This is a genomic window from Kocuria sp. PD6 (genome assembly GCF_031844145.1).
Lineage (GTDB): Bacteria > Actinomycetota > Actinomycetes > Actinomycetales > Micrococcaceae > Kocuria > Kocuria marina.
In genome coordinates this window covers 33,048-50,512 of the sequence record NZ_JAUZUS010000007.1, presented here as the reverse complement: position 1 = coordinate 50,512, position 17,465 = coordinate 33,048, and the positions used below count along the sequence as shown (strand labels likewise).

The 17,465-nt window shown below is 69.6% G+C and carries 20 protein-coding genes; 14 read left to right on the top strand and 6 right to left on the bottom strand.

Annotated elements, in window-relative coordinates:
• Window positions 1–30 precede the first annotated feature (30 nt).
• The 3 genes from Q9R22_RS08155 to Q9R22_RS08145 all read right to left on the bottom strand — a co-directional run bounded on the left by Q9R22_RS08155 (window position 31) and on the right by Q9R22_RS08145 (window position 2,689).
• Window positions 31–1,233, bottom strand: a complete 1,203-nt coding sequence (locus Q9R22_RS08155) for a PLP-dependent aminotransferase family protein (RefSeq protein WP_131333777.1) — start codon at window positions 1,231–1,233, stop codon at window positions 31–33.
• A 43-nt stretch (window positions 1,234–1,276) separates the two neighbouring features.
• Window positions 1,277–1,906 (bottom strand): TetR/AcrR family transcriptional regulator, encoded by a 630-nt coding sequence (locus Q9R22_RS08150; protein ID WP_311254155.1) that lies wholly within the window; start codon window positions 1,904–1,906, stop codon window positions 1,277–1,279.
• A gap of 111 nt (window positions 1,907–2,017) precedes the next feature.
• On the bottom strand, window positions 2,018–2,689 hold the full coding sequence (locus tag Q9R22_RS08145; protein ID WP_035965656.1) for a DedA family protein: 672 nt from the start codon (window positions 2,687–2,689) through the stop codon (window positions 2,018–2,020).
• Window positions 2,690–2,795: 106 nt separating this feature from the next.
• Between Q9R22_RS08145 and Q9R22_RS08140 the strand changes: the two genes are divergently transcribed.
• The 10 genes from Q9R22_RS08140 (at window position 2,796) to Q9R22_RS08095 (ending at window position 11,214) form a co-directional block, all read left to right on the top strand.
• Window positions 2,796–3,242, top strand: coding sequence for a pyrimidine dimer DNA glycosylase/endonuclease V (locus tag Q9R22_RS08140; protein ID WP_131333778.1), 447 nt, complete (start codon window positions 2,796–2,798; stop codon window positions 3,240–3,242).
• 217 nt (window positions 3,243–3,459) lie between these two features.
• Entirely contained in the window at window positions 3,460–4,962 is a 1,503-nt protein-coding gene (locus Q9R22_RS08135) for a DNA-3-methyladenine glycosylase 2 family protein (RefSeq protein WP_131333779.1), read from the top strand.
• The gene (locus tag Q9R22_RS08130) at window positions 4,959–5,459 is read left to right on the top strand and encodes a methylated-DNA--[protein]-cysteine S-methyltransferase (protein ID WP_131333780.1); all 501 of its coding nucleotides are present in this window, start codon (window positions 4,959–4,961) and stop codon (window positions 5,457–5,459) included. Before Q9R22_RS08135 ends, Q9R22_RS08130 begins: the two co-directional genes overlap by 4 nt.
• Window positions 5,460–5,471: 12 nt before the next feature.
• Complete coding sequence (locus tag Q9R22_RS08125) at window positions 5,472–6,266, top strand: glycosyltransferase family A protein (protein WP_242670524.1); 795 nt, start codon at window positions 5,472–5,474, stop codon at window positions 6,264–6,266.
• On the top strand, window positions 6,263–6,808 hold the full coding sequence (locus Q9R22_RS08120) for a hypothetical protein (RefSeq protein WP_311254154.1): 546 nt from the start codon (window positions 6,263–6,265) through the stop codon (window positions 6,806–6,808). Before Q9R22_RS08125 ends, Q9R22_RS08120 begins: the two co-directional genes overlap by 4 nt.
• Before the next feature lie 347 nt (window positions 6,809–7,155).
• Window positions 7,156–7,773, top strand: coding sequence for a methyltransferase domain-containing protein (locus tag Q9R22_RS08115; RefSeq protein WP_311254153.1), 618 nt, complete (start codon window positions 7,156–7,158; stop codon window positions 7,771–7,773).
• Entirely contained in the window at window positions 7,770–9,191 is a 1,422-nt protein-coding gene (locus Q9R22_RS08110; protein WP_311254152.1) for an MFS transporter, read from the top strand. Before Q9R22_RS08115 ends, Q9R22_RS08110 begins: the two co-directional genes overlap by 4 nt.
• Window positions 9,192–9,401: 210 nt before the next feature.
• Window positions 9,402–10,070: a hypothetical protein gene (locus Q9R22_RS08105; protein WP_311254151.1), complete on the top strand. Its 669-nt coding sequence runs from the start codon at window positions 9,402–9,404 to the stop codon at window positions 10,068–10,070.
• Complete coding sequence (locus Q9R22_RS08100) at window positions 10,067–10,618, top strand: GNAT family N-acetyltransferase (RefSeq protein ID WP_311254150.1); 552 nt, start codon at window positions 10,067–10,069, stop codon at window positions 10,616–10,618. Before Q9R22_RS08105 ends, Q9R22_RS08100 begins: the two co-directional genes overlap by 4 nt.
• Window positions 10,615–11,214, top strand: a complete 600-nt coding sequence (locus Q9R22_RS08095; protein ID WP_207387863.1) for a class I SAM-dependent methyltransferase — start codon at window positions 10,615–10,617, stop codon at window positions 11,212–11,214. Before Q9R22_RS08100 ends, Q9R22_RS08095 begins: the two co-directional genes overlap by 4 nt.
• A gap of 50 nt (window positions 11,215–11,264) precedes the next feature.
• On the opposite strand, the gene Q9R22_RS08090 is transcribed toward Q9R22_RS08095, so the two are convergent.
• Both Q9R22_RS08090 and Q9R22_RS08085 read right to left on the bottom strand, forming a co-directional pair.
• Complete coding sequence (locus Q9R22_RS08090; protein ID WP_207387864.1) at window positions 11,265–11,426, bottom strand: hypothetical protein; 162 nt, start codon at window positions 11,424–11,426, stop codon at window positions 11,265–11,267.
• A 7-nt stretch (window positions 11,427–11,433) separates the two neighbouring features.
• Window positions 11,434–12,021, bottom strand: coding sequence for a GNAT family N-acetyltransferase (locus Q9R22_RS08085; RefSeq protein ID WP_131333785.1), 588 nt, complete (start codon window positions 12,019–12,021; stop codon window positions 11,434–11,436).
• A 184-nt stretch (window positions 12,022–12,205) separates the two neighbouring features.
• On the opposite strand from Q9R22_RS08085, the gene Q9R22_RS08080 reads away from it, so the two are divergent.
• The 3 genes from Q9R22_RS08080 (at window position 12,206) to Q9R22_RS08070 (ending at window position 15,963) form a co-directional block, all read left to right on the top strand.
• Window positions 12,206–14,425: a catalase gene (locus Q9R22_RS08080; RefSeq protein WP_131333786.1), complete on the top strand. Its 2,220-nt coding sequence runs from the start codon at window positions 12,206–12,208 to the stop codon at window positions 14,423–14,425.
• Between the two features lie 132 nt (window positions 14,426–14,557).
• A complete protein-coding gene (locus tag Q9R22_RS08075) occupies window positions 14,558–15,655 on the top strand; it encodes an iron-containing redox enzyme family protein (protein ID WP_131333787.1) in 1,098 nt (365 codons plus the stop codon).
• Entirely contained in the window at window positions 15,652–15,963 is a 312-nt protein-coding gene (locus Q9R22_RS08070) for a CDGSH iron-sulfur domain-containing protein (protein WP_307723023.1), read from the top strand. The genes Q9R22_RS08075 and Q9R22_RS08070 overlap by 4 nt, the downstream gene beginning before the upstream one ends.
• 73 nt (window positions 15,964–16,036) lie before the next feature.
• Here Q9R22_RS08070 and Q9R22_RS08065 read toward each other — a convergent pair whose 3' ends face one another.
• Window positions 16,037–16,204, bottom strand: coding sequence for a hypothetical protein (locus tag Q9R22_RS08065; RefSeq protein ID WP_165489832.1), 168 nt, complete (start codon window positions 16,202–16,204; stop codon window positions 16,037–16,039).
• A gap of 220 nt (window positions 16,205–16,424) precedes the next feature.
• On the opposite strand from Q9R22_RS08065, the gene Q9R22_RS08060 reads away from it, so the two are divergent.
• Entirely contained in the window at window positions 16,425–17,342 is a 918-nt protein-coding gene (locus tag Q9R22_RS08060; protein ID WP_131333788.1) for a sulfite exporter TauE/SafE family protein, read from the top strand.
• The last annotated feature ends 123 nt before the right edge of the window (window positions 17,343–17,465 follow it).

The window sequence follows — 17,465 nt, the reverse complement described above, 5'->3', positions numbered from 1 at the left end:
ATCCGCCGCGGTGTTCCATGGGGCCGAGGTCTACAGCTCCCCGTAGCGGGCCAGCGCGCGGGCCAGCCGCTGCACGCCCTCGTGGATTACGTCCGGGGCATGGGTCACGAAGGACAACCGCATGGTGGACTCGTCCGGGTCGTGCGCATAGAAGGAGGCACCCGGGACGAAGGCCACGCCTTCCTCCACCGCGAACGGTAGCAATCGGGCGGTGTCGATCCCGTGCCCCAGGCGGACCCACAGGAACATGCCTCCGTCCGGGCGGGTGATGTGAGCGTCCCGCGGGAGGACGGCCTCGAGTTCCGCGTACATGGCCCGCGCCCGCTCGGCGTAGACGGGACGTACGCGCTCGAGGTGCGCCTCGACGTCGGCGGTTGCAAGATACCGCGCCACGGCCAACTGGTCCGGCACGGGCGACTGCAGCCCGATCGCCTGCTTGGCCACAGTGAGCGTGAACTGGATGGGCCCCTCGGAGCGCATCCACCCGATCCGCACCCCCGGGGCGATGATCTTGGACACCGAGTTCAGCAGGATCGTCTGCGCGGACATCCCCGGAAGGGATGCGATGGGGGCCATGGGTTCGCCCGTGTAACACAGCTCGCCGTACGGGTCGTCCTCCACGAGCGCGGTGCCGGTGCGCAGTAGGACGTCCGCGACGGCGCGGCGTCGTTCCACGGGCATGCAGATCCCGGACGGGTTCTGGAAGGACGGGATCAGGTAGACGAAGGTGGGGTTGTGCTCGGCGATGAGCCGCTCGAGCTCCTCCGGCACCACGCCGTGCTCGTCCGTGGGGACGCCCACCATGTGCGCACCGTTGAGATCGAAGGCCTGCACAGCCGCCAGGTAGGTGGGCCGTTCCACGAGGATCACGTCCCCCGGGTTGACGAGCGCCTGGGCCACCACGAACAACCCCTCCTGAGAGCCCGTGGTCACCTGGACCTGGTCCGCAGTGGTGGGCAGGTGCCTGCTGACCCGACGCGCCGCTTGCTCGCGAAGTTCCAGCTCACCCTCGCTCGAGGCGTACTGCAGCGCGCGTGCGGGGTGGTTCGCGAATACCCACTCGTAGGCGGCCTTGATGTCATCGACCTCGAAGTACGCGGGATCCGGGACACCACCGGCGAACGAGATCACACCCTCCTTGGACACCACCTCCAACAGGTCGCGCACGGGGGAGGAATCCACCCCGCGCAGACGGTCGGCGATACGGAACGAGAAGGGCTCGAGGGTGCTCATGCGGCCAGTATCCCACCGGCCCCGGAACGGTGAGGGTCCGGGATCACTCACCCAGGGGCGTGCGCGCGCACCAAGCTCTCAGGAGGGCGAGCACGTGACGGTCGAACGCGGCGTCGGCATCCGCGTCGGGGAAGACCGGACGGCTCATCTCGATGGCGATCCATCCATGGACGCCCGCCCAGAGTGTGGCACCGATGACCTCCACGGGGAGGTCATGGAAGATCCCCTTGTCGATGGCCCCGCGGACCAGCCGGTACATGGGTTGCATGGCCGTGTTCGCGAACTCCGCGCGGCTGGATCCCCCGGTGGAACCGTCCCTGCGGGCGCCGATGCAGTCCCCCGCCTTGCCCAGGATCACGTTGTACAGCGCCGGGAACTCCAGGGCCCAGCGTCTGCCGGAGCGGGCGAGTGCGCGCATGTCCGCCACGGCTTCGCCGGTGCGCACGGCCATCTCGTGCGCGCTGAGGTAGCTCACGATCGCTTCCTCCCGCACGGCATCGATCAGGGCGTCCCTGCTGCCGAACATGGTGTAGATCGCGGTGGTGGAGCAGCCGTGCTTGGCGGCCAGTGGCCGGAGGGAAACGGACTCGACACCACCGGCCAGGATCTGTTCGGCGGTGTTCTTGATCAGTGCTTTGCGAGTGGTCTCGTCAAATTTTCGGGGTCGGGCCACACGTGCGATCGTACTGGTCAGAGCCTTGTTAGTGCATTAATTATCTAGAATTGTGGGCATCTTAGGGGACAACTGTATCCCAGTTCGCGACCCCTCGAGGTGCCCCGTGATTCATCCCTCGTGAGCCGAACGACGATTGCGCCGGATCCGCTTGACGACCCACCACACCAGGAACAGCAGGACCGCGATCACCACGATGCGTGAGAACACCCCGGCGTACTGTTCCGCGATGTGCCAGTTCTCTCCCAGGAAGTACCCGGCGAGCACGAAAATGGTGTTCCAGATCAGGGACCCGGCCGCGCTGAGCACCACGAACAGCCCGAACGACATCCGCTCGATCCCCGCAGGAACGGAGATCAGGGATCTGAAGATGGGGATCATCCTCCCGAAGAACACGGCGGCCTTGCCGTGGCGGTCGAACCACTCCTCGGTGCGATCCAGGTCATGCAGATCCACGAGCGGCATCTTGTCCACGATCACGCGCAGGCGGCGTCGTCCCAGTGCGGCGCCGATCCAGTACAGCGCGATCGCGCCCACGACCGACCCCAGCGTGGTCCAGAAGATGGCCCCGCCCAGGCTGAAATTGCCCTGGCTGGCCGTGAAACCGGCGAGCGGGAGGATCACCTCGGACGGCAGCGGCGGGAACAGGTTCTCCAGGGCCACGAGCAGTCCGGCGCCGGGAGCGCCGATGGCTTCCATGACGTCCACCACCCACCCCGCGATACCGGAGAGCTGAGCACTCTCGTCGGCTGATGTGGCGGCCAGGATGGCAGGCAGGGACATGAAGGTGTTCTCCGCACGTGGTCGTCAGGGGTGTGTCCGCCATGCTACGGGAGGAATCTTGGGGTCCGCTTGGAGCTATCGGGGCGGTGCGCGATTGAATGGGGCCATGCGTCTGTGGTCAGTTCACCCGTCCCTGCTGGACCGTCGTGCTCTGGTGGCGTGCTGGCGGGAGGGTCTGCTCGCCCAGAAGGTCCTGCTCGGTCAGACCAAGGGCTACACGCGCCACCCCCAGCTGCAGCGCTTCCGCGCCACGAGCGATCCGGTCCTGTCCGTGGCCACGTACCTGCACGGCGTCGCCGACGAGGCCGACCGCCGCGGCTACAACTTCGACCGCACCCGCCTGGCCCGGGAGGCGAGCACACAGCCCATCACGCTCACCGTGACCACCGGTCAGCTGCGCTACGAGTTCGAGTTTTTGCTGCGCAAGGTCCTCGACCGCGACCCCGAGTGGGCGCGATCCGCACTGGACGGCATCGATCCCGACGCTGCTCCCCACCACCCGTTGTTCGTCCCGGTTCCCGGGCCGGTCGCCGAGTGGGAGCGCGTGAAGTAACCGGTTCGGTCCACCGGCGGCCTCGCGGACCGGTGCGGTGGTATGGCGTGGGGCATCGCACAAGCAGCCCTGTGGCGTCCTCGTCGGGACCGGTTCGATGGTTTCGACGGTGAGGCGAGGGGCGACGCATAGCCGGCGCAGCGGCGTCGTCGTCCGGGCCACCGTGGTGTCCGAAATCCGCTAGCGCCCGGCGCCCGGGCGTGGGACCGTGGGACGCATGCCCCCTCAAGACTCCTCGTTCGACGAGCGCTACCGGGCTGTCGAGTCCCGGGACGGGCGCTTCGACGGGCAGTTCGTGACCGCGGTGCGCACCACCGGGATCTACTGCCGCCCGAGCTGCCCCGCGCGCACGCCCCACCGCGAGAACGTGCGCTTCTACCGCACGAGCGCGGCCGCCCACGCCGCCGGGTACCGCGCCTGCAAACGCTGTGTCCCGGAAGCCGTGCCGGGGTCCCCGGAATGGGATCTGCGCGGGGACGTGGTGGGGCGCGCCATGCGGCTCATCACCGAGGGGGTCGTGGACCGCGAGGGCGTGCTGGGACTCGCGCGGCGCGTGGGATATTCCACGCGCCACCTCACCCGCGTGCTGACCGAGGAACTCGGCGCCGGACCGCTCGCGCTCGCCCGCGCCCACCGGGCCCAGACGGCGCGCGCCCTATTAACGCAGACGGACCTGCCGGTCGCGGAGACCGCGTTCGCCGCGGGATTCTCGAGCATCCGACAGTGCAACGAGGTGATCCGCGAGGTGTACGACATGACCCCGCAGCAATTGCGGGCGCGCAGCACGAGCACCGGCCCCTCGGGACACGGCGCGGCGAGTGAGCCGGGCGAGATGGACCTCGCGTTGAGCTATCGCGAGCCCCTGGACGTGCGCGGGCTGTTCGTGTGGTTCGCTGTCCATGCGGTGGACGGCGTGGAGGTCGGGACCCCCACCTCCTACACCCGCGCGCTGAGCCTGCCCGGCGGCCCGGCCTGGCTGCGCGTGTACGAGCGCGCGGGGCGGTTGCGGTTGCGCACGCGAGTCACGGATCTCGCGGACCTGCCCGTGCTGATCGCCCGGGTGCGTCGGCTCTTCGACCTGGACGCCGATCCGGAGGCAGTGGCCGCCGCGCTGTCCCGCGTCCCGGTGTTGCGCCCGCTGGTCGAGGCCGCCCCGGGGCTGCGGGTCGCCGGTTCCGCGGACCCGCACGAGACGTTGATCCGCACGCTCATCGGTCAGCAGATCTCCCTGGCCGCGGCCCGCACCGTGTTGGGTGCCCGCGCGCGGGACATGGGAGAGCCCGCGCCCTCCTTCGCCACGGGCATCCGGTACATGTTCCCGACCGCAGCGGCCATCGCCGAGCACGGCGTCCAGTTCCTGGGCGGGCCGGCCGCGCGGGTCCGGGCGGTCCTGGGTGCTGCCCGCGCGCTCGCCTCGGGTGATTTGCAGTTGTCCCCCGGCGACGACGCCACTCAGCAACGCGCCGCGCTCCTCACCCTCCCCGGGGTGGGGCCATGGACCGCGGACCACGTGCGCATGCGGGTCACCGGGGACCCGGACGTGTTCCTGATCGACGACGGGGCCATGCGCGCCGGTGCCCGACGGCTCGGGCTCCCGGACACCAAACCCGCACTCGTGGACTGGGCAGGGGCCGCTGCCCCATGGCGCAGTTACGCCACCACCCATCTGTGGGGTCCGCTGACCCCTCCCGCTTCCTTCTCGGAAAGTGTGCAGTCATGACATATGTCGTTGAGAGCATTGACACCCCTGATGGTTCCTTCACGGCAGTGGCCCGGGAGGACGGAACCGTCGTGGCCTCCGGATGGACACGCTCGACCGAGCAGCTACTCGCACGGATCTGCCCGGCCTTCCGTCCGGAGGAAGCGCAATCCGGTGACGTGCCCGCACTGGAGGCGGTCCGCGCGTTCTACGACGGCAACCTCGACTCCGTCATGACCGTGCCCGTGGACCTGCACGGCACCGAGGGCCAGCAGGCCGGGTGGGCCGCGCTGCGCCGCATCCGCCCCGGGTCCCCCCTGACCTACACCGAGTTCGCGCGGGAGCTCGGCAATCCCCGGGCCGTTCGGGCGGCGGCGTCGGTGTGCGCCCGCAATCCCGTGGCGCTGTTCGTCCCGTGCCACCGGGTGCTGCGTTCGGACGGTTCCATGGGTGGGTTCGCGTGGGGCGAGGCGATCAAGCGTGATCTGCTGCGGCGAGAGGCACGCTCCGCGGCATGACAGACTGGACGGGTGGAACGGGAGAACACCGAGCAACGCATGACCTGCAGCGTGGTCATCCCCGTTCGTAACGACTCTTCCTACCTGGAGCGCTGCCTCCGGGCCCTGCGTGAGCAGACCCGCACCCCGGACGAGATCGTCGTGGTGGACAACGGTTCCACCGATGATCTCTCGACAGTCCTGGACCGCCACCCCGAAGTACACCGAGTGTGGGAACCCGTCCCCGGAGTGGCCGTCTCCGCGGCCGCGGGCTACGACGCCGCCCGCGGGGACCTCATCCTGCGCTGTGACGCGGACAGCCTCCCCTCCCCCGGCTGGGTCGAGCGACACACCGCGGTGCTGTCACGGGCCCTGCGGGATCCGCAGGGGAAGGCCACCGTGGCGGTGTCCGGGATCGCGCGGTTCGGACCGCGGTACGAGTTGGCCGGACGCATCCTGGGTGCGGCATACATCACGGCCTACCGCCTGGTGGCCGGCACGGCGCTGGGCCACTGGGCCTTATGGGGGTCCAACATGGCCTTCACCCGGGCGTGGTGGCAGCATGTCCGGGAAGAGGTGCACCGGGATCCACGGGTACACGACGATTTCGACCTCAGCTTCCGCGTCCGTCGCGATCAGCGCGTGATCATGGACCCGGGCAATGTCGCGATCGTGTCCTGGCGGGCCTTGGTCTCCCCCGCTCGGATCCGCCGGCAGCTGCGCATGGCCATGGCCACCGTGTTCCTCAACTGGCGCGGTGAACGACCGTGGGTGCGTATCCGGCGACGCGTTCTCTCCGGCCACCTGGGTCGTGGGGGCAGCCGATGACGTCCGAGCAGACGCACAGCGTGGGCGGCGTGGTCGCATCGGCCATGTGCTTCACGGCGATCATCGGGGCGGGTTACTACGCATTGGACGGGCGCCGGGTGGACATGGCCGTCCTACTGCTCGCGGGACTCGGACAGGTGATCGCGTTTCTGTGGTTCCGCACCCAGTACGCGCGGGCCGTGTGCTCGCTCATCATGCTCACCGCCGCCATGAGCGCGGCCGAACAGCTCTACAGCAGGATCTGGTGGTGGGACATCCTCATCCACTTCGTGACGCTGTACGCCCTGGTGTGGATGGTATGGAATCGCGTTCTGACCCACCACCCCCGGGTGCGGGGCCGGGTGCGCGATCGTCCCGCGATGCGGTTCACGTGGTGCGCGGTGGCCGGCTTCGTGATCGCTGTGGTGTGGGAGGTCATGGAACTGTTGGGGTTCCTGTTCGCGACACCGGACATCCACATCCCACCCCTGGACACGCTGGGGGACATCGTCATGGGGGTGCTGGGGGCTGCCTGCGTGGGCTTCCACAGGGAACCGCACTGAGCGTCGTCGTCCCCGGCGGGCCGCGAACGGTCGCGTGCGGTGAGTCCCGACCCCCCAAGTGCCGGGACTCATCGCACGCTTGCGGCGTCGGCGAACAGTATGGAGCCCCGCTGGGGAGCGGGGCGTTCGATCCGGACGCGCGGTCACCCGCCGTTTGCTGGACCAAGGCGGGGGCCGGGGTGCAGTGCTCGGGCGACCGGGCTTAATCATAGTTGTTCACATTTTAGTTGTCCACAATTAGATAGAGACACCAGTTGCCCTTCGCGGCCGCGGCGCGGTACCGGGCCGGTCACGCCCAGCGCGGACGACGTGGCACGGTACCGGGCCGCGGTGGAATTCTGGGACGCATGACCCACGAACACGCTCCCCACCGCACGCCCAAGACCGCTGCAGGCTGGGACGAGCGCTACGGCGCCACGCACATCTGGAGCGGCGAGCCCAACGGTGCCCTGATGGCGCTCACGTCGGACCTCGCTCCCGGCACGGCGCTGGACGTGGGTTGCGGTGAGGGCGCCGACGCCGTGTGGCTGGCCCGACGTGGCTGGACGGTGACGGGGCTGGACGTCTCACGCGTCGCCGTCGACCGCGCTCGGGCCGCGGCAGAAGCCGCGGGGGTCGAGATCACGTGGCTCGTTGAAGGGTTCGGCGAGCGCCCCCTCGGCCCGTTCGACCTGGTGTCCGCCCAATACCCCGCGGTGCCCAAGCGGGGCGACGACGCAGCGGTGCGCGCGTTCGCGGACGCCGTGACACCGGGCGGGCGGCTGGTGTTCGTGCATCACGAGCTGGATGAGACACCTCACGGTTTCGACCCCACCGACTACGTGATGCCCGAGGACGTGGTGACGTATCTGACCGGGCAGGGATGGCAGATCGAGACGAACGAGATCCGCGAGCGACGCCTGGAACGCGGTGCCGGGTCCGGCCACTCGCGGGACCGGATGGTCGTGGCGCGGCGGGGCGCGTGAACACCTCCGGCGTGGATCGCGCCTCGGTGGGGCTGCGCTCGCAGCGTGGTCCCGTCCTGCTGGCCGTAATGCTCTCCACGGCTCTGGTGGCCCTGGACGCCACGATCCTGGCGACCGCGGTGCCGAGCATCGTGGGTTCCCTGGGTAACTTCGCCCAGTTCCCGTGGCTGTTCTCGAGCTACATGTTGGCGCAGGCGGTGAGTGTGCCGATCTTCTCCAAGCTCTCGGACATGTACGGGCGCAAACCCGTGATCCTCACCGGCGTGGGGCTGTTCCTGGTCTCCTCCGTGCTCGCGGGATGCGCGTGGAGCATGCCGTCGCTCATCGTCTTCCGGGTGATCCAGGGATTGGGTGCGGGAGCCGTGGCGCCCATGGGCATGACGATCGTGGGGGACATCTACACCGTGGCCGAGCGCGCCGCCGTGCAGGGGTACGTGGCCGGGGTGTGGGCGGTCTCTTCGGTCGTGGGGCCCACATTGGGTGGGCTGCTGTCCCAGTTCTTGAGTTGGCGGTGGGTCTTCTTCGTCAACATCCCGGTGGCCCTCGTGGCGGGGTGGCTGTTGCTGCGCAGCTATCACGAGAAGATCGAGCGCGAGGAGCACCGGGTGGACTTCACCGGTGCCGCGGTGCTCGCGATCGCCCTGTCCGCCCTCATCCTCGGCGCACTGGAGGGCGGCAACGCGTGGGAGTGGCTTTCGGTACCCACCCTGGTGTGCGGCGTCGTCGGCGTCGTGGGGCTGGCGATCTTCGTGGCCGTCGAGCGTCGCGCGAGCGAACCGATCATCGACCTCGCGCTGGTACGACGCCGCGTGGTCGCAAGCACCACCCTGGTCTCCCTGGGGATCGGCGCGCTGCTGGTGGGGATGACGAGCTACGTTCCCACCTATTTGGAGCGCACGGCCGGGGCCACACCGATCGCGGCGGGAGCGGCCGTGGCCGCCGTGAGCATCGGCTGGTCCGTGGCTGCGTCCACGGCGGGGCGGATCTACATGCGGTGGGGCTTCCGGCGCACCATGTTTCTGGGCGGTGCGATCGCGACCGTGGGAGCGGCCCTGACCGCCGCGCTGTCGCCGTGGCCGAGCGTGATCGATATGGCCGTGTGCGCGTTTATCATCGGGCTGGGGCTCGGTTACACCGCGGCGCCGTCGCTGATCATGGCCCAGTCCTCGGTGGAGTGGAACCAGCGCGGGTCGGTGACGGGTCTCAACATGTTCGCCCGCTCCGCCGGCTCAGCCGTGGGGGTGGCGATCTACGGCGCCATCGCCACCAACCTCATCCGTGCCGGTGGCGGTGAGGGCGATCCCGCCACCGTGATCCACGCCTCCGGATGGGTCTTTGTGGCGGCGGCGGGTACCGCCGTACTCATGGCCACCGCGACACTCGCCGTCCCGCGGGACGAGCCTGACTCGGTGAAGTGAGCCGCGGGTACCGGCGGGTCGGTGGGGCGTCCACACGGGCCCGGTACGCCGTCGCCGCCGGGGTTCGCACGACGTCGGCACCCCGGGACCCATGGTGGCCTCGGCGCCCGGGGGTGCGACGTCGCCCCCGGGTTTGCCACGCAGCAGCGACGTACCCGCTCCGTATGCCACCTTCTCCCCCACCACCCCTCCCTCCCCTACCCTGGCCCCATGACCTCCTCCATCCGTCACCGCTTCACCGGCCACATCGCCGGGGTCGGCACGTCCTCCGGCACGCGGCTAGTTCTGGGGTGCTGGTCCCACACGCCGCAGGGCCCGTTCGCGGACGTCATGGTCGCCCACCCGGACGGACGCCGCGAACTGCTGGCACCCAACGACTGGGTCGCGCATTTCGTGTCCGACACCTACACCTTCGACACCGTCACCCGCGTCCCCGTGAACGTGCAGCGCACGGGCTTCTCCCGCGCCTCCCGGTGGACGGTCACCGCGGGGCCGCTTACATGGCACTTCAGCGTGGGGCCGCGAGCGCCCCTGGGGTACCTGCTGCAGGCGGTCCCCCGACCGATCAGCACCTCGCTGCCCTTCGCCCGGCTCACCGATCAGGTGGCCCACCGCGTGATGCCCGGCGTGCGCACCCTGGGTACGGCCGGCAACGACCGCACCGAGTGGTACGCCGCCTACGACCTCCACACCATCACCCACTCCCGCGCCACCTGGGACGACCAGGACCTGGGCTGCCTCACGGACATGACCCCGGCCCCGGACTTCGGTTTCAGCTCCACCCCGCGCCGGCCCAGCCTCACCGCCCTGACCAGCACCGTCCGGGTGCCCGACGCCGCTGCGGTCACCTCCCCTGCGCGGACCCCGGAACTCGGGTGAGCGCCGTCGACGAACCGGCAGAACTGCGTCGACTGAGACCGGAGGACGCGCTGGCGCTACAAGCGCTGCTCGAGGCGACCCCCGATTACACCCGCCGGATCAGTGGACACGCGCCCCTCCCCGGCGACGCCGCCGAGATCCTTTCCGCGCTCCCGCCCGGCCTCGCACGCGAACAGAAGTACGACGTCGGGCTGTTCCGCGGGCCTGCTCTGGTAGCCATGGCCGACGTCATCCGCAATTTCCCCGAGGAGCATCACGCTCACATCGGTCTGCTTCTCGTGCGGCAGGACCACCAGGGAGAGGGCCTGGGGCGGGCGATGCATGATGCCGTCACGAACCTCGTGAGCGGCTGGCCCGAGGTGACCACACTGCGCCTGGGGATCGTGGAGACCAACGCGGCGAGCGCCGTCGGCTTCTGGAAGGCTCGGGGATACGAGCCCACGGGCGAGACCGCGCCGTACGAGAACGACGAGGTGCGCAGCCGTGTGACCTTGTGGGAACGACCGGTACACCCGACCCCGCCATCCCATGAGAGGACCGCCACATGACCCGGAACTGGTTCGAGCAGGGCGGAGGGAACTACGCCGCGCACCGCCCCGATTACCCCGCGGAGCTGGGCGCGGAACTGGCACGGATCGCCCCGCGGCGGGGCACCGCGGTGGACGTGGGCTGTGGGACAGGCCAGCTCACGGGCTTGCTGGCCGAGCACTTCACGCACGTGATCGGCGTGGACCCTGGTGAGGATCAACTCGCTCATGCCGCCCCCGCACGCGGCGTCGACTACGCGCACGGGACGGCGGAGGATCTGCCCGTGGCCGACGGCCGCGCCGATCTCGTGACCGCGGCCCAGGCCGCACACTGGTTCGACCTGCCGGCCTTCTACACGCAGGCACGCCGCATCGCGGCCCCCGGCGCCGTCCTCGCACTCATCAGCTACGGCGTGGTGGAGGTGGAGCCGGGCCTGCGGGAACGTTTCGAGCGGTTCTACTGGCGCGAGATCGGTCCGTTCTGGCCGCCCGAGCGCCGCCTCGTGGAGACCGGGTACCGGGACATCGACTTCCCCTTCCCGCAGGTCCCGGTGGCCGCGCTGTCCATCCGGCGATCCTGGCCGCTCGATGCCCTCCTGGGCTACTTGGGCACGTAGTCTGCGGTGCGCAACGCCGCGGAGTCCGGGCACGACGACGTTCTGCGCCATTACGCCGCCGACCTCACCGAGGCGTGGGGCGAACCGTCCCGGCCGCGCGACGTCGTCTGGCCCATCACCGTGCGGGCGGGCAGGCTGGACGGGGAGTCCCGATAGGTGCCGCCCGTGCGCTTGGACCGGGTCTCCCGCAGCACCACGTTGTGCCGGCGCACCTGCTCCTCAGCGTCGCGCGACCCGCGCCTCGAGTCCCGCCTTCACCGAGGGCCACTCGTGCTCGAGCACCGAGTACACCACGGTGTCCCGCAGCGCGCCGTTGCGCTCCAACCGGTCCGCGCGCAGCACACCGTCCAGCCGAGCACCGAGGCGCTCGATCGCTGCCCGGGACTGCTGATTGGCCCAGCTCGTCTCATAACGCACGCACCGGCACCCGAGCTCCTCGAACGCGTGGGTCATGAGCAGCAGCTTGGACTCCGCATTCGTCCCCGTCCGGTGGGTGGACGCCCGGTTCCACGTGTGGCCCACGCTCACGCGCGGCACACCCCACTGCGGGTCGTAGAACGTGGTCATCCCGAGCACGACGTCGTCGGCCTGCCGCACGGTCACGAAGGGCAGCATGAATCCCTCGTCCTGCCACGTGAGCCACTTTTCCACGGCCGCGGCCATGCCGTCCGGGTCCGCCACGCTCGTGTACCAGCGCTCCCACATGCGCCCGTCCTCGGTGGCCTCGATCAGCCCGTCCAGGTGCTCGCGGCTGAGGGGTTCCAGGCGGACCAACCGCCCGCGCAATGTCACCGGTGTCCACGTCATGGGATCACTGTCTCACGACGACGCCGCGCGGCCCGCGGGTGCAGCCCCTGACGGGTTCACAACCCCGCAGGACAGCGACTGCCTCCCTACAGGTGTATGCCCACCCCCAAGGGTGCTGACAGTATGGGAGAACCACGTCGCACTCCATGACCGCGGCGTGCGTCAGCTTCGTAGGAGGATCGTCATGTCCGCACGCGATAACAACGCCCCCCAGGTCCCGGGAGTTCCCGGGACCGGTGAGCCGACCATCGAGGAACCCACCGCTCCCCGTCAGCCGCTTCCGCCCAAGCCCGATCAGGGTGCCCCCGAGCGGGTCACGCCCACGGGTGCGCCCACCGATGCCCCGATGTCCGCGATGGCCCAGCAGGGTGAGTACCTCACCACCGCGCACGGCGCGCGCCTGACGAACTCCGACCAGTCCCTCAAGGCCGGGGCCCGCGGTCCCGTGCTGCTGCAGGACCACCACTTCCGGGAGAAGATCTCCCACTTCGACCACGAGCGCATCCCGGAGCGCGTGGTGCACGCCCGCGGCGCGGGTGCCCATGGCACGTTCCGCGGCTACGGCTCGGCCACCAAGCTCAGCCGCGCGGGCCTGTTTGCCAAGGACAAGGAAACCTCGGTGTTCGTGCGGTTCTCCACCGTGCTGGGCTCCCGCGGTTCGGGCGATCTGGCCCGTGACACCCGCGGTTTCGCCGTCAAGTTCTACACGGACGAGGGCACCTGGGACCTCGTGGGCAACAACATGCCGGTGTTCTTCATCCAGGACGCCATCAAGTTCCCGGACGTCATCCACGCCGGTAAGCCCCACCCGGATCGCGAGATCCCCCAGGCCCAGTCCGCCCACGACACGTTCTGGGACTTCGTGTCCCTGCACACCGAGGCCCAGCACCACACCATCTGGAACATGTCCGACCGCGGCATCCCGCGCTCGTTCCGCATGATGGAGGGCTTCGGCGTCCACACGTTCCGTCTGGTGGCCGAGGACGGCTCCACCGTGCTGGTCAAGTTCCACTGGAAGCCGCGTCTGGGCGTGCACTCCGTGGCGTGGGAAGAGGCCCAGCTGATCAACGGTGCGGACCCGGACTTCCACCGCAGGGACCTAGCGGACGCCATCGAGGCCGGGGCGTTCCCGCAGTGGGAGCTGGGCGTGCAGGTCTTCGAGGACAACGAGGAGCAGAGCTTCCAGGGCATCGACCTGCTCGATCCCACCAAGCTCGTGCCGGAAGAGCTGGTTCCCGTGCAACCCGTGGGTCTGATGACCCTGGACCGCAACCCCTCCAACTACTTCGCGGAGACGGAGCAGGTGGCGTTCAATCCGAACAACCTGGTCCCGGGCATCGACGTGACCAACGACCCCTTGCTGCAGGGGCGTCTGTTCTCCTACCTGGACACCCAGATCACCCGCCTGGGCGGACCCAACTGGAACCAGCTGCCCATCAACCGCCCGCACGCGGCGGTCAACGACATGCTGCGTGACGGTTTCCACCAGAGTGCGGTGCACTCGGGTGTGGCCCCCTACCGGCCCAACTCGCTGGACGGCGGCAACCCGGCGGAGACTCCCGAGGACGAGCACGCGTTCATCGACTACCCGGCCCCGGTCCCCACGTCCGTCAAGGAGCGCGTGCGGCCCCAGTCCTTTGAGGACCACTTCAGCCAGCCACGCCTGTTCTGGCTCTCGCTGAGCGAGGTGGAGCGCGAGCACACCGCGCAGGCCTACGCGTTCGAGCTCGGCAAGTGCTGGGACGAGAACATCCGCACCCGTCAGCTGCGCCACCTGTTCGCGATCGACCCCGCGCTGGGCAAGACCGTGGCCCAGGCGCTGGGGCTGCCCGAGCAGGAGCCCACCGAGGCTCCCGCCCAGGACGTCCAGGCCTCCCCGGCCCTCACCCAGGTGGGCGAGACGTGGCCCGTCGAAGGCCGCCAGGTGGGCATTCTCGTGGGTCCGGACACGGACGCCGACCAGCTCGCCACGCTCGTCTCCGAGATCGACGGCGCGGACATGGTCCCGCTCGTCATCGCACCCCAGGGCGGTGAGGTGGCCCCGGGCATCGTGGCGCACCGCACCCTGCTCACGGCACGGTCCATCGAGTTCGACGCCGTGGTGGTCGCCACCGCCGGCGCTCCTGTGAACCCCGTGGCCGGTGGCCTGGACGCGAAGGCCGGTGCACCCAGCCCGGGTGACATCGACCCCCGCGTGAGCCTGCTGCTCAACGAGATGTGGCGCCACGCCAAGGCGATCGCCGCGTTCGGCCCCGGCACGGACGTGCTGGACGCCCTGCAGATCGCCCAGACGCCTGGCGTCGTGAGCGCGGACTCCGCCAAGGACGTGCTGAGCACCGTGGTGGAACTGCTCGGCAGCCACCGGGTCTGGGAACGTTTCCCGACCATGGGTATGTTGGCCTAATGAATAGGAAGTAGTCGTACTATTTCCGCCGATTGCCCGCGGACCGCTCCACCGCGGTCCGCGGGCAATCCCCGTCTTCAGAGACACCCCACCCGCGCCGAGCACCCACCTTCCCGAGCGGAGAACACCATCATGACGACCGTCCCCACCCGAACCGTGGCCCCGACCGCTCGCGGACCCGTGAGCACGGCCCTCCTGGAGATCCTGACCGGCCCGGAGGAGACCCCGGCGAGCGGGTACGCGGCGCTGTCCGAAGCGACGGCCACTGCGGTTAACGCGTCGCAGGACGTCCTCGCGGACGAGGACCTGCAGCTGTCCCTGTTCCTGCTCTACCTGTTGCACTACGGGCCCGCGGAATTCGTGACCGCGGACCGCGAGTGGGATCCCGAGCTGCTGCGCGTGCGCACAGTGCTCGAGACCGGTTTCGAGGCTGAGCTGCGCCGTCGCGTGCCCCTCCCCGATCCCCTGCCCGGCGACTCCGCGCAGCTCGTGGACACGATGTTCGCGATGACCGGCGGGGACGCCAAGCCCACCCTGGCCACGTGGCTCGCCCGGCACCCGAGCGAGGAGATCCTGAGCGAGTTCCTGGTCCACCGCTCCATCTACACGCTGCGCGAGGCGGACCCCCACTCGTGGGGCATCGCCCGGTTGCGGGGCCGCGCGAAGGCAGCGCTCGTGGAGATCCAGTCGGACGAGTACGGCGGGGGCCGTCCCGAGCGCGTGCACGCCACGATCTTCGCGCAGACCATGCGAGGTTTCGGCCTGGACGACACCCTGGACCACTACCTGGACCTCGTGCCCGCCCCCACGCTCGCGTCTATGAACCTCATGAGCCTGTTCGGACTGCACCGCCGGTTGCGCGGGGCCATCGCGGGTCACCTCGCGGCGTTCGAGATGACGTCCTCGATCCCCAACAAGTACTACGGTCGGGCGTTCCGCAAGCTCGGCTACGACGCGGACGTCACCTGGTACTACGACGAGCACGTGGAGGCCGACGCCGTTCACGAACAGATCGCCGCGCGTGACCTCGCCGGGGCGCTCGCCCAGGACGAGCCCGAGCTGCTCGAGGACGTCCTGTTCGGCGCGGCCGCGTGCCTGTTCGTGGACGGGCTCATGGGTGATCACATGCTCGAGTGCTGGTCGGACGGGCGGACCTCCCTGCGCGGGAACATGCCGGGACTGCAGACCGTGGGTTCCGAGGCCGCGGCCGCCGAGCGGGTGGCCCTGTGAGCGAGCAGGATCCACGCACCACGGACGACGGGAGCCCCGTCCTCTCGGTGGCGCACGACGCCGAGGATCCCGTGGTGATCACCCCGTGCCCGGACGGACCGCTCTTGGTGCGCGGTGACGTGCTGATCGCCCCGGAACCGGGGGCCGAGCCGCAGAAGCCGCCGCGGCGCGTCGTCGCGCTGTGCCGGTGCAACATGTCGTCGATCGCGCCGTTCTGCGACGGTTCGCATAAGCTCGCGAACTTCCGCACCCGCCCGCCGCGGTACAACATCGGCAACCCCCGCGAGGATCCCGGCGAGGAGGACTGAGCCGGACATCAGAGACCTGAATACGCGATCGGCCCGTGGCATGTGCCACGGGCCGATCGCGTAGTGGTTCAGGTCAGTTCTCGGTGGCGGGCTCGTCGCCCTTGTTGTCCGTCATGGCGCCCACGCCCTCGTCGGCGGGTTCGGCGTCCGCCTGGGTCTCCCGACCTAGGGCCGCACTCTCTTCCTGGGGGCTCATCTTGATGGATTCCTCGCCCGCGTTGGCGGGATTCTTCTCTGCCACGTGCTGTCCTTTCGTCGGACGTCTCGGTCGGCGGAATCGCTGACCCTCCCATCCTCGTCAGCGTACTGACGATTGACAAGGGAAGACGTCCCCCGGCCGATGTCAAGCGGATGTCATCGCACTACACGTTGTGACGCACGGCGCAACATTCCTTGGGTGAGCGCCCGCCCGGTTCCTAGGCTGAGTCACCTCACCCCTTCCACTGCACAGGAGTCGCACCGTGCGTACATTGATCTTGCTCGCCCTGGTGGGTTTCGGGGCGCAACTCGTGGACGGTTCGCTCGGTATGGCCTACGGCGTGACCTCATCCACCCTGCTGTTGGCCGTGGGTCTGACCCCCGCCTCGGTGTCCGCGACAGTGCACCTCGCGGAGGTGGGCACCACCCTGGCCTCCGGGCTCTCGCACTGGCGCTTCGGCAACATCGATTGGCGCGTCGTGGGCTTCATGGCGGTTCCCGGCGGGATCGCCGCGTTCGCGGGCGCCCATCTGCTGACCCTCTCCGGGGAGGCCGCCGCACCGGTGATGTCCGTGATCCTGTTGCTGCTGGGCTGCTACGTGGTGTGGCGGTTCTTGCGGCTCGGCGGGCGGCGCCCGAACTTCACGGGCAAGGTGCGCGGATTCTTCCTGATCCCCCTGGCCACGGTCGCGGGCTTCATGGACGCGATCGGCGGCGGTGGGTGGGGCCCCGTGGGCACCCCCACCCTGCTGGCCTCCGGCAAGATCGCCCCGCGCAAGGTCATCGGATCCATCGACACGTCCGAGTTCGTGGTCAGTCTGGGTGCCTCCGTGGGGTTCCTGATGGCACTCGGCAGCCAGGGCATCGACTTCGGCATGGTCCTGGCTCTGCTGATCGGCGGTGTGGTGGCCGCGCCGATCGCCGCGTGGCTCGTGCGTTGGCTCGCCCCGCGCATCCTCGCCGTCGGCGCCGGCGGACTCATCATCTTCACGAACACGCGTACCCTGTTGCGCCTGGACGCCGTGCAGGCGCGCCTCCCCGGCGACGCCGCGTACTACGCGATCCTCGGCGTGCTCGCCCTGCTGTGGATCGTCGCGGTCGTCTGGGTCGTGCGCCGCGAACTCGCCGACCGCCGCTCCGCGACCCTGCGCACCGAGGTGCGCGTCCCCGAGAACGTCTGAGGGCGACGTCGCGCCGAGGGGACGTGACGTCCCCCTCGGCGCCGTGGGGCTCGTGGCTCCCGCCCGTGCGTCACGTCAGGGCCTCAGTGGGCCGCAGGACGCCGGGGACGTGCCGTGCGCTCT

Excerpts from the sequence above, each read along its gene's own strand:
- Q9R22_RS08130 (WP_131333780.1), top strand. The coding sequence starts at position 4,959 with ATGACATATGTCGTTGAGAGCATTGACACCCCTGATGGTTCCTTCACG.
- Q9R22_RS08075 (WP_131333787.1), top strand. The coding sequence starts at position 14,558 with ATGACGACCGTCCCCACCCGAACCGTGGCCCCGACCGCTCGCGGACCC.
- Q9R22_RS08155 (WP_131333777.1), bottom strand. The coding sequence starts at position 1,233 with ATGAGCACCCTCGAGCCCTTCTCGTTCCGTATCGCCGACCGTCTGCGC.
- Q9R22_RS08115 (WP_311254153.1), top strand. The coding sequence starts at position 7,156 with ATGACCCACGAACACGCTCCCCACCGCACGCCCAAGACCGCTGCAGGC.
- Q9R22_RS08120 (WP_311254154.1), top strand. The coding sequence starts at position 6,263 with ATGACGTCCGAGCAGACGCACAGCGTGGGCGGCGTGGTCGCATCGGCC.
- Q9R22_RS08080 (WP_131333786.1), top strand. The coding sequence starts at position 12,206 with ATGTCCGCACGCGATAACAACGCCCCCCAGGTCCCGGGAGTTCCCGGG.
- Q9R22_RS08140 (WP_131333778.1), top strand. The coding sequence starts at position 2,796 with ATGCGTCTGTGGTCAGTTCACCCGTCCCTGCTGGACCGTCGTGCTCTG.
- Q9R22_RS08135 (WP_131333779.1), top strand. The coding sequence starts at position 3,460 with ATGCCCCCTCAAGACTCCTCGTTCGACGAGCGCTACCGGGCTGTCGAG.
- Q9R22_RS08105 (WP_311254151.1), top strand. The coding sequence starts at position 9,402 with ATGACCTCCTCCATCCGTCACCGCTTCACCGGCCACATCGCCGGGGTC.
- Q9R22_RS08085 (WP_131333785.1), bottom strand. The coding sequence starts at position 12,021 with ATGACGTGGACACCGGTGACATTGCGCGGGCGGTTGGTCCGCCTGGAA.
- Q9R22_RS08095 (WP_207387863.1), top strand. The coding sequence starts at position 10,615 with ATGACCCGGAACTGGTTCGAGCAGGGCGGAGGGAACTACGCCGCGCAC.
- Q9R22_RS08145 (WP_035965656.1), bottom strand. The coding sequence starts at position 2,689 with ATGTCCCTGCCTGCCATCCTGGCCGCCACATCAGCCGACGAGAGTGCT.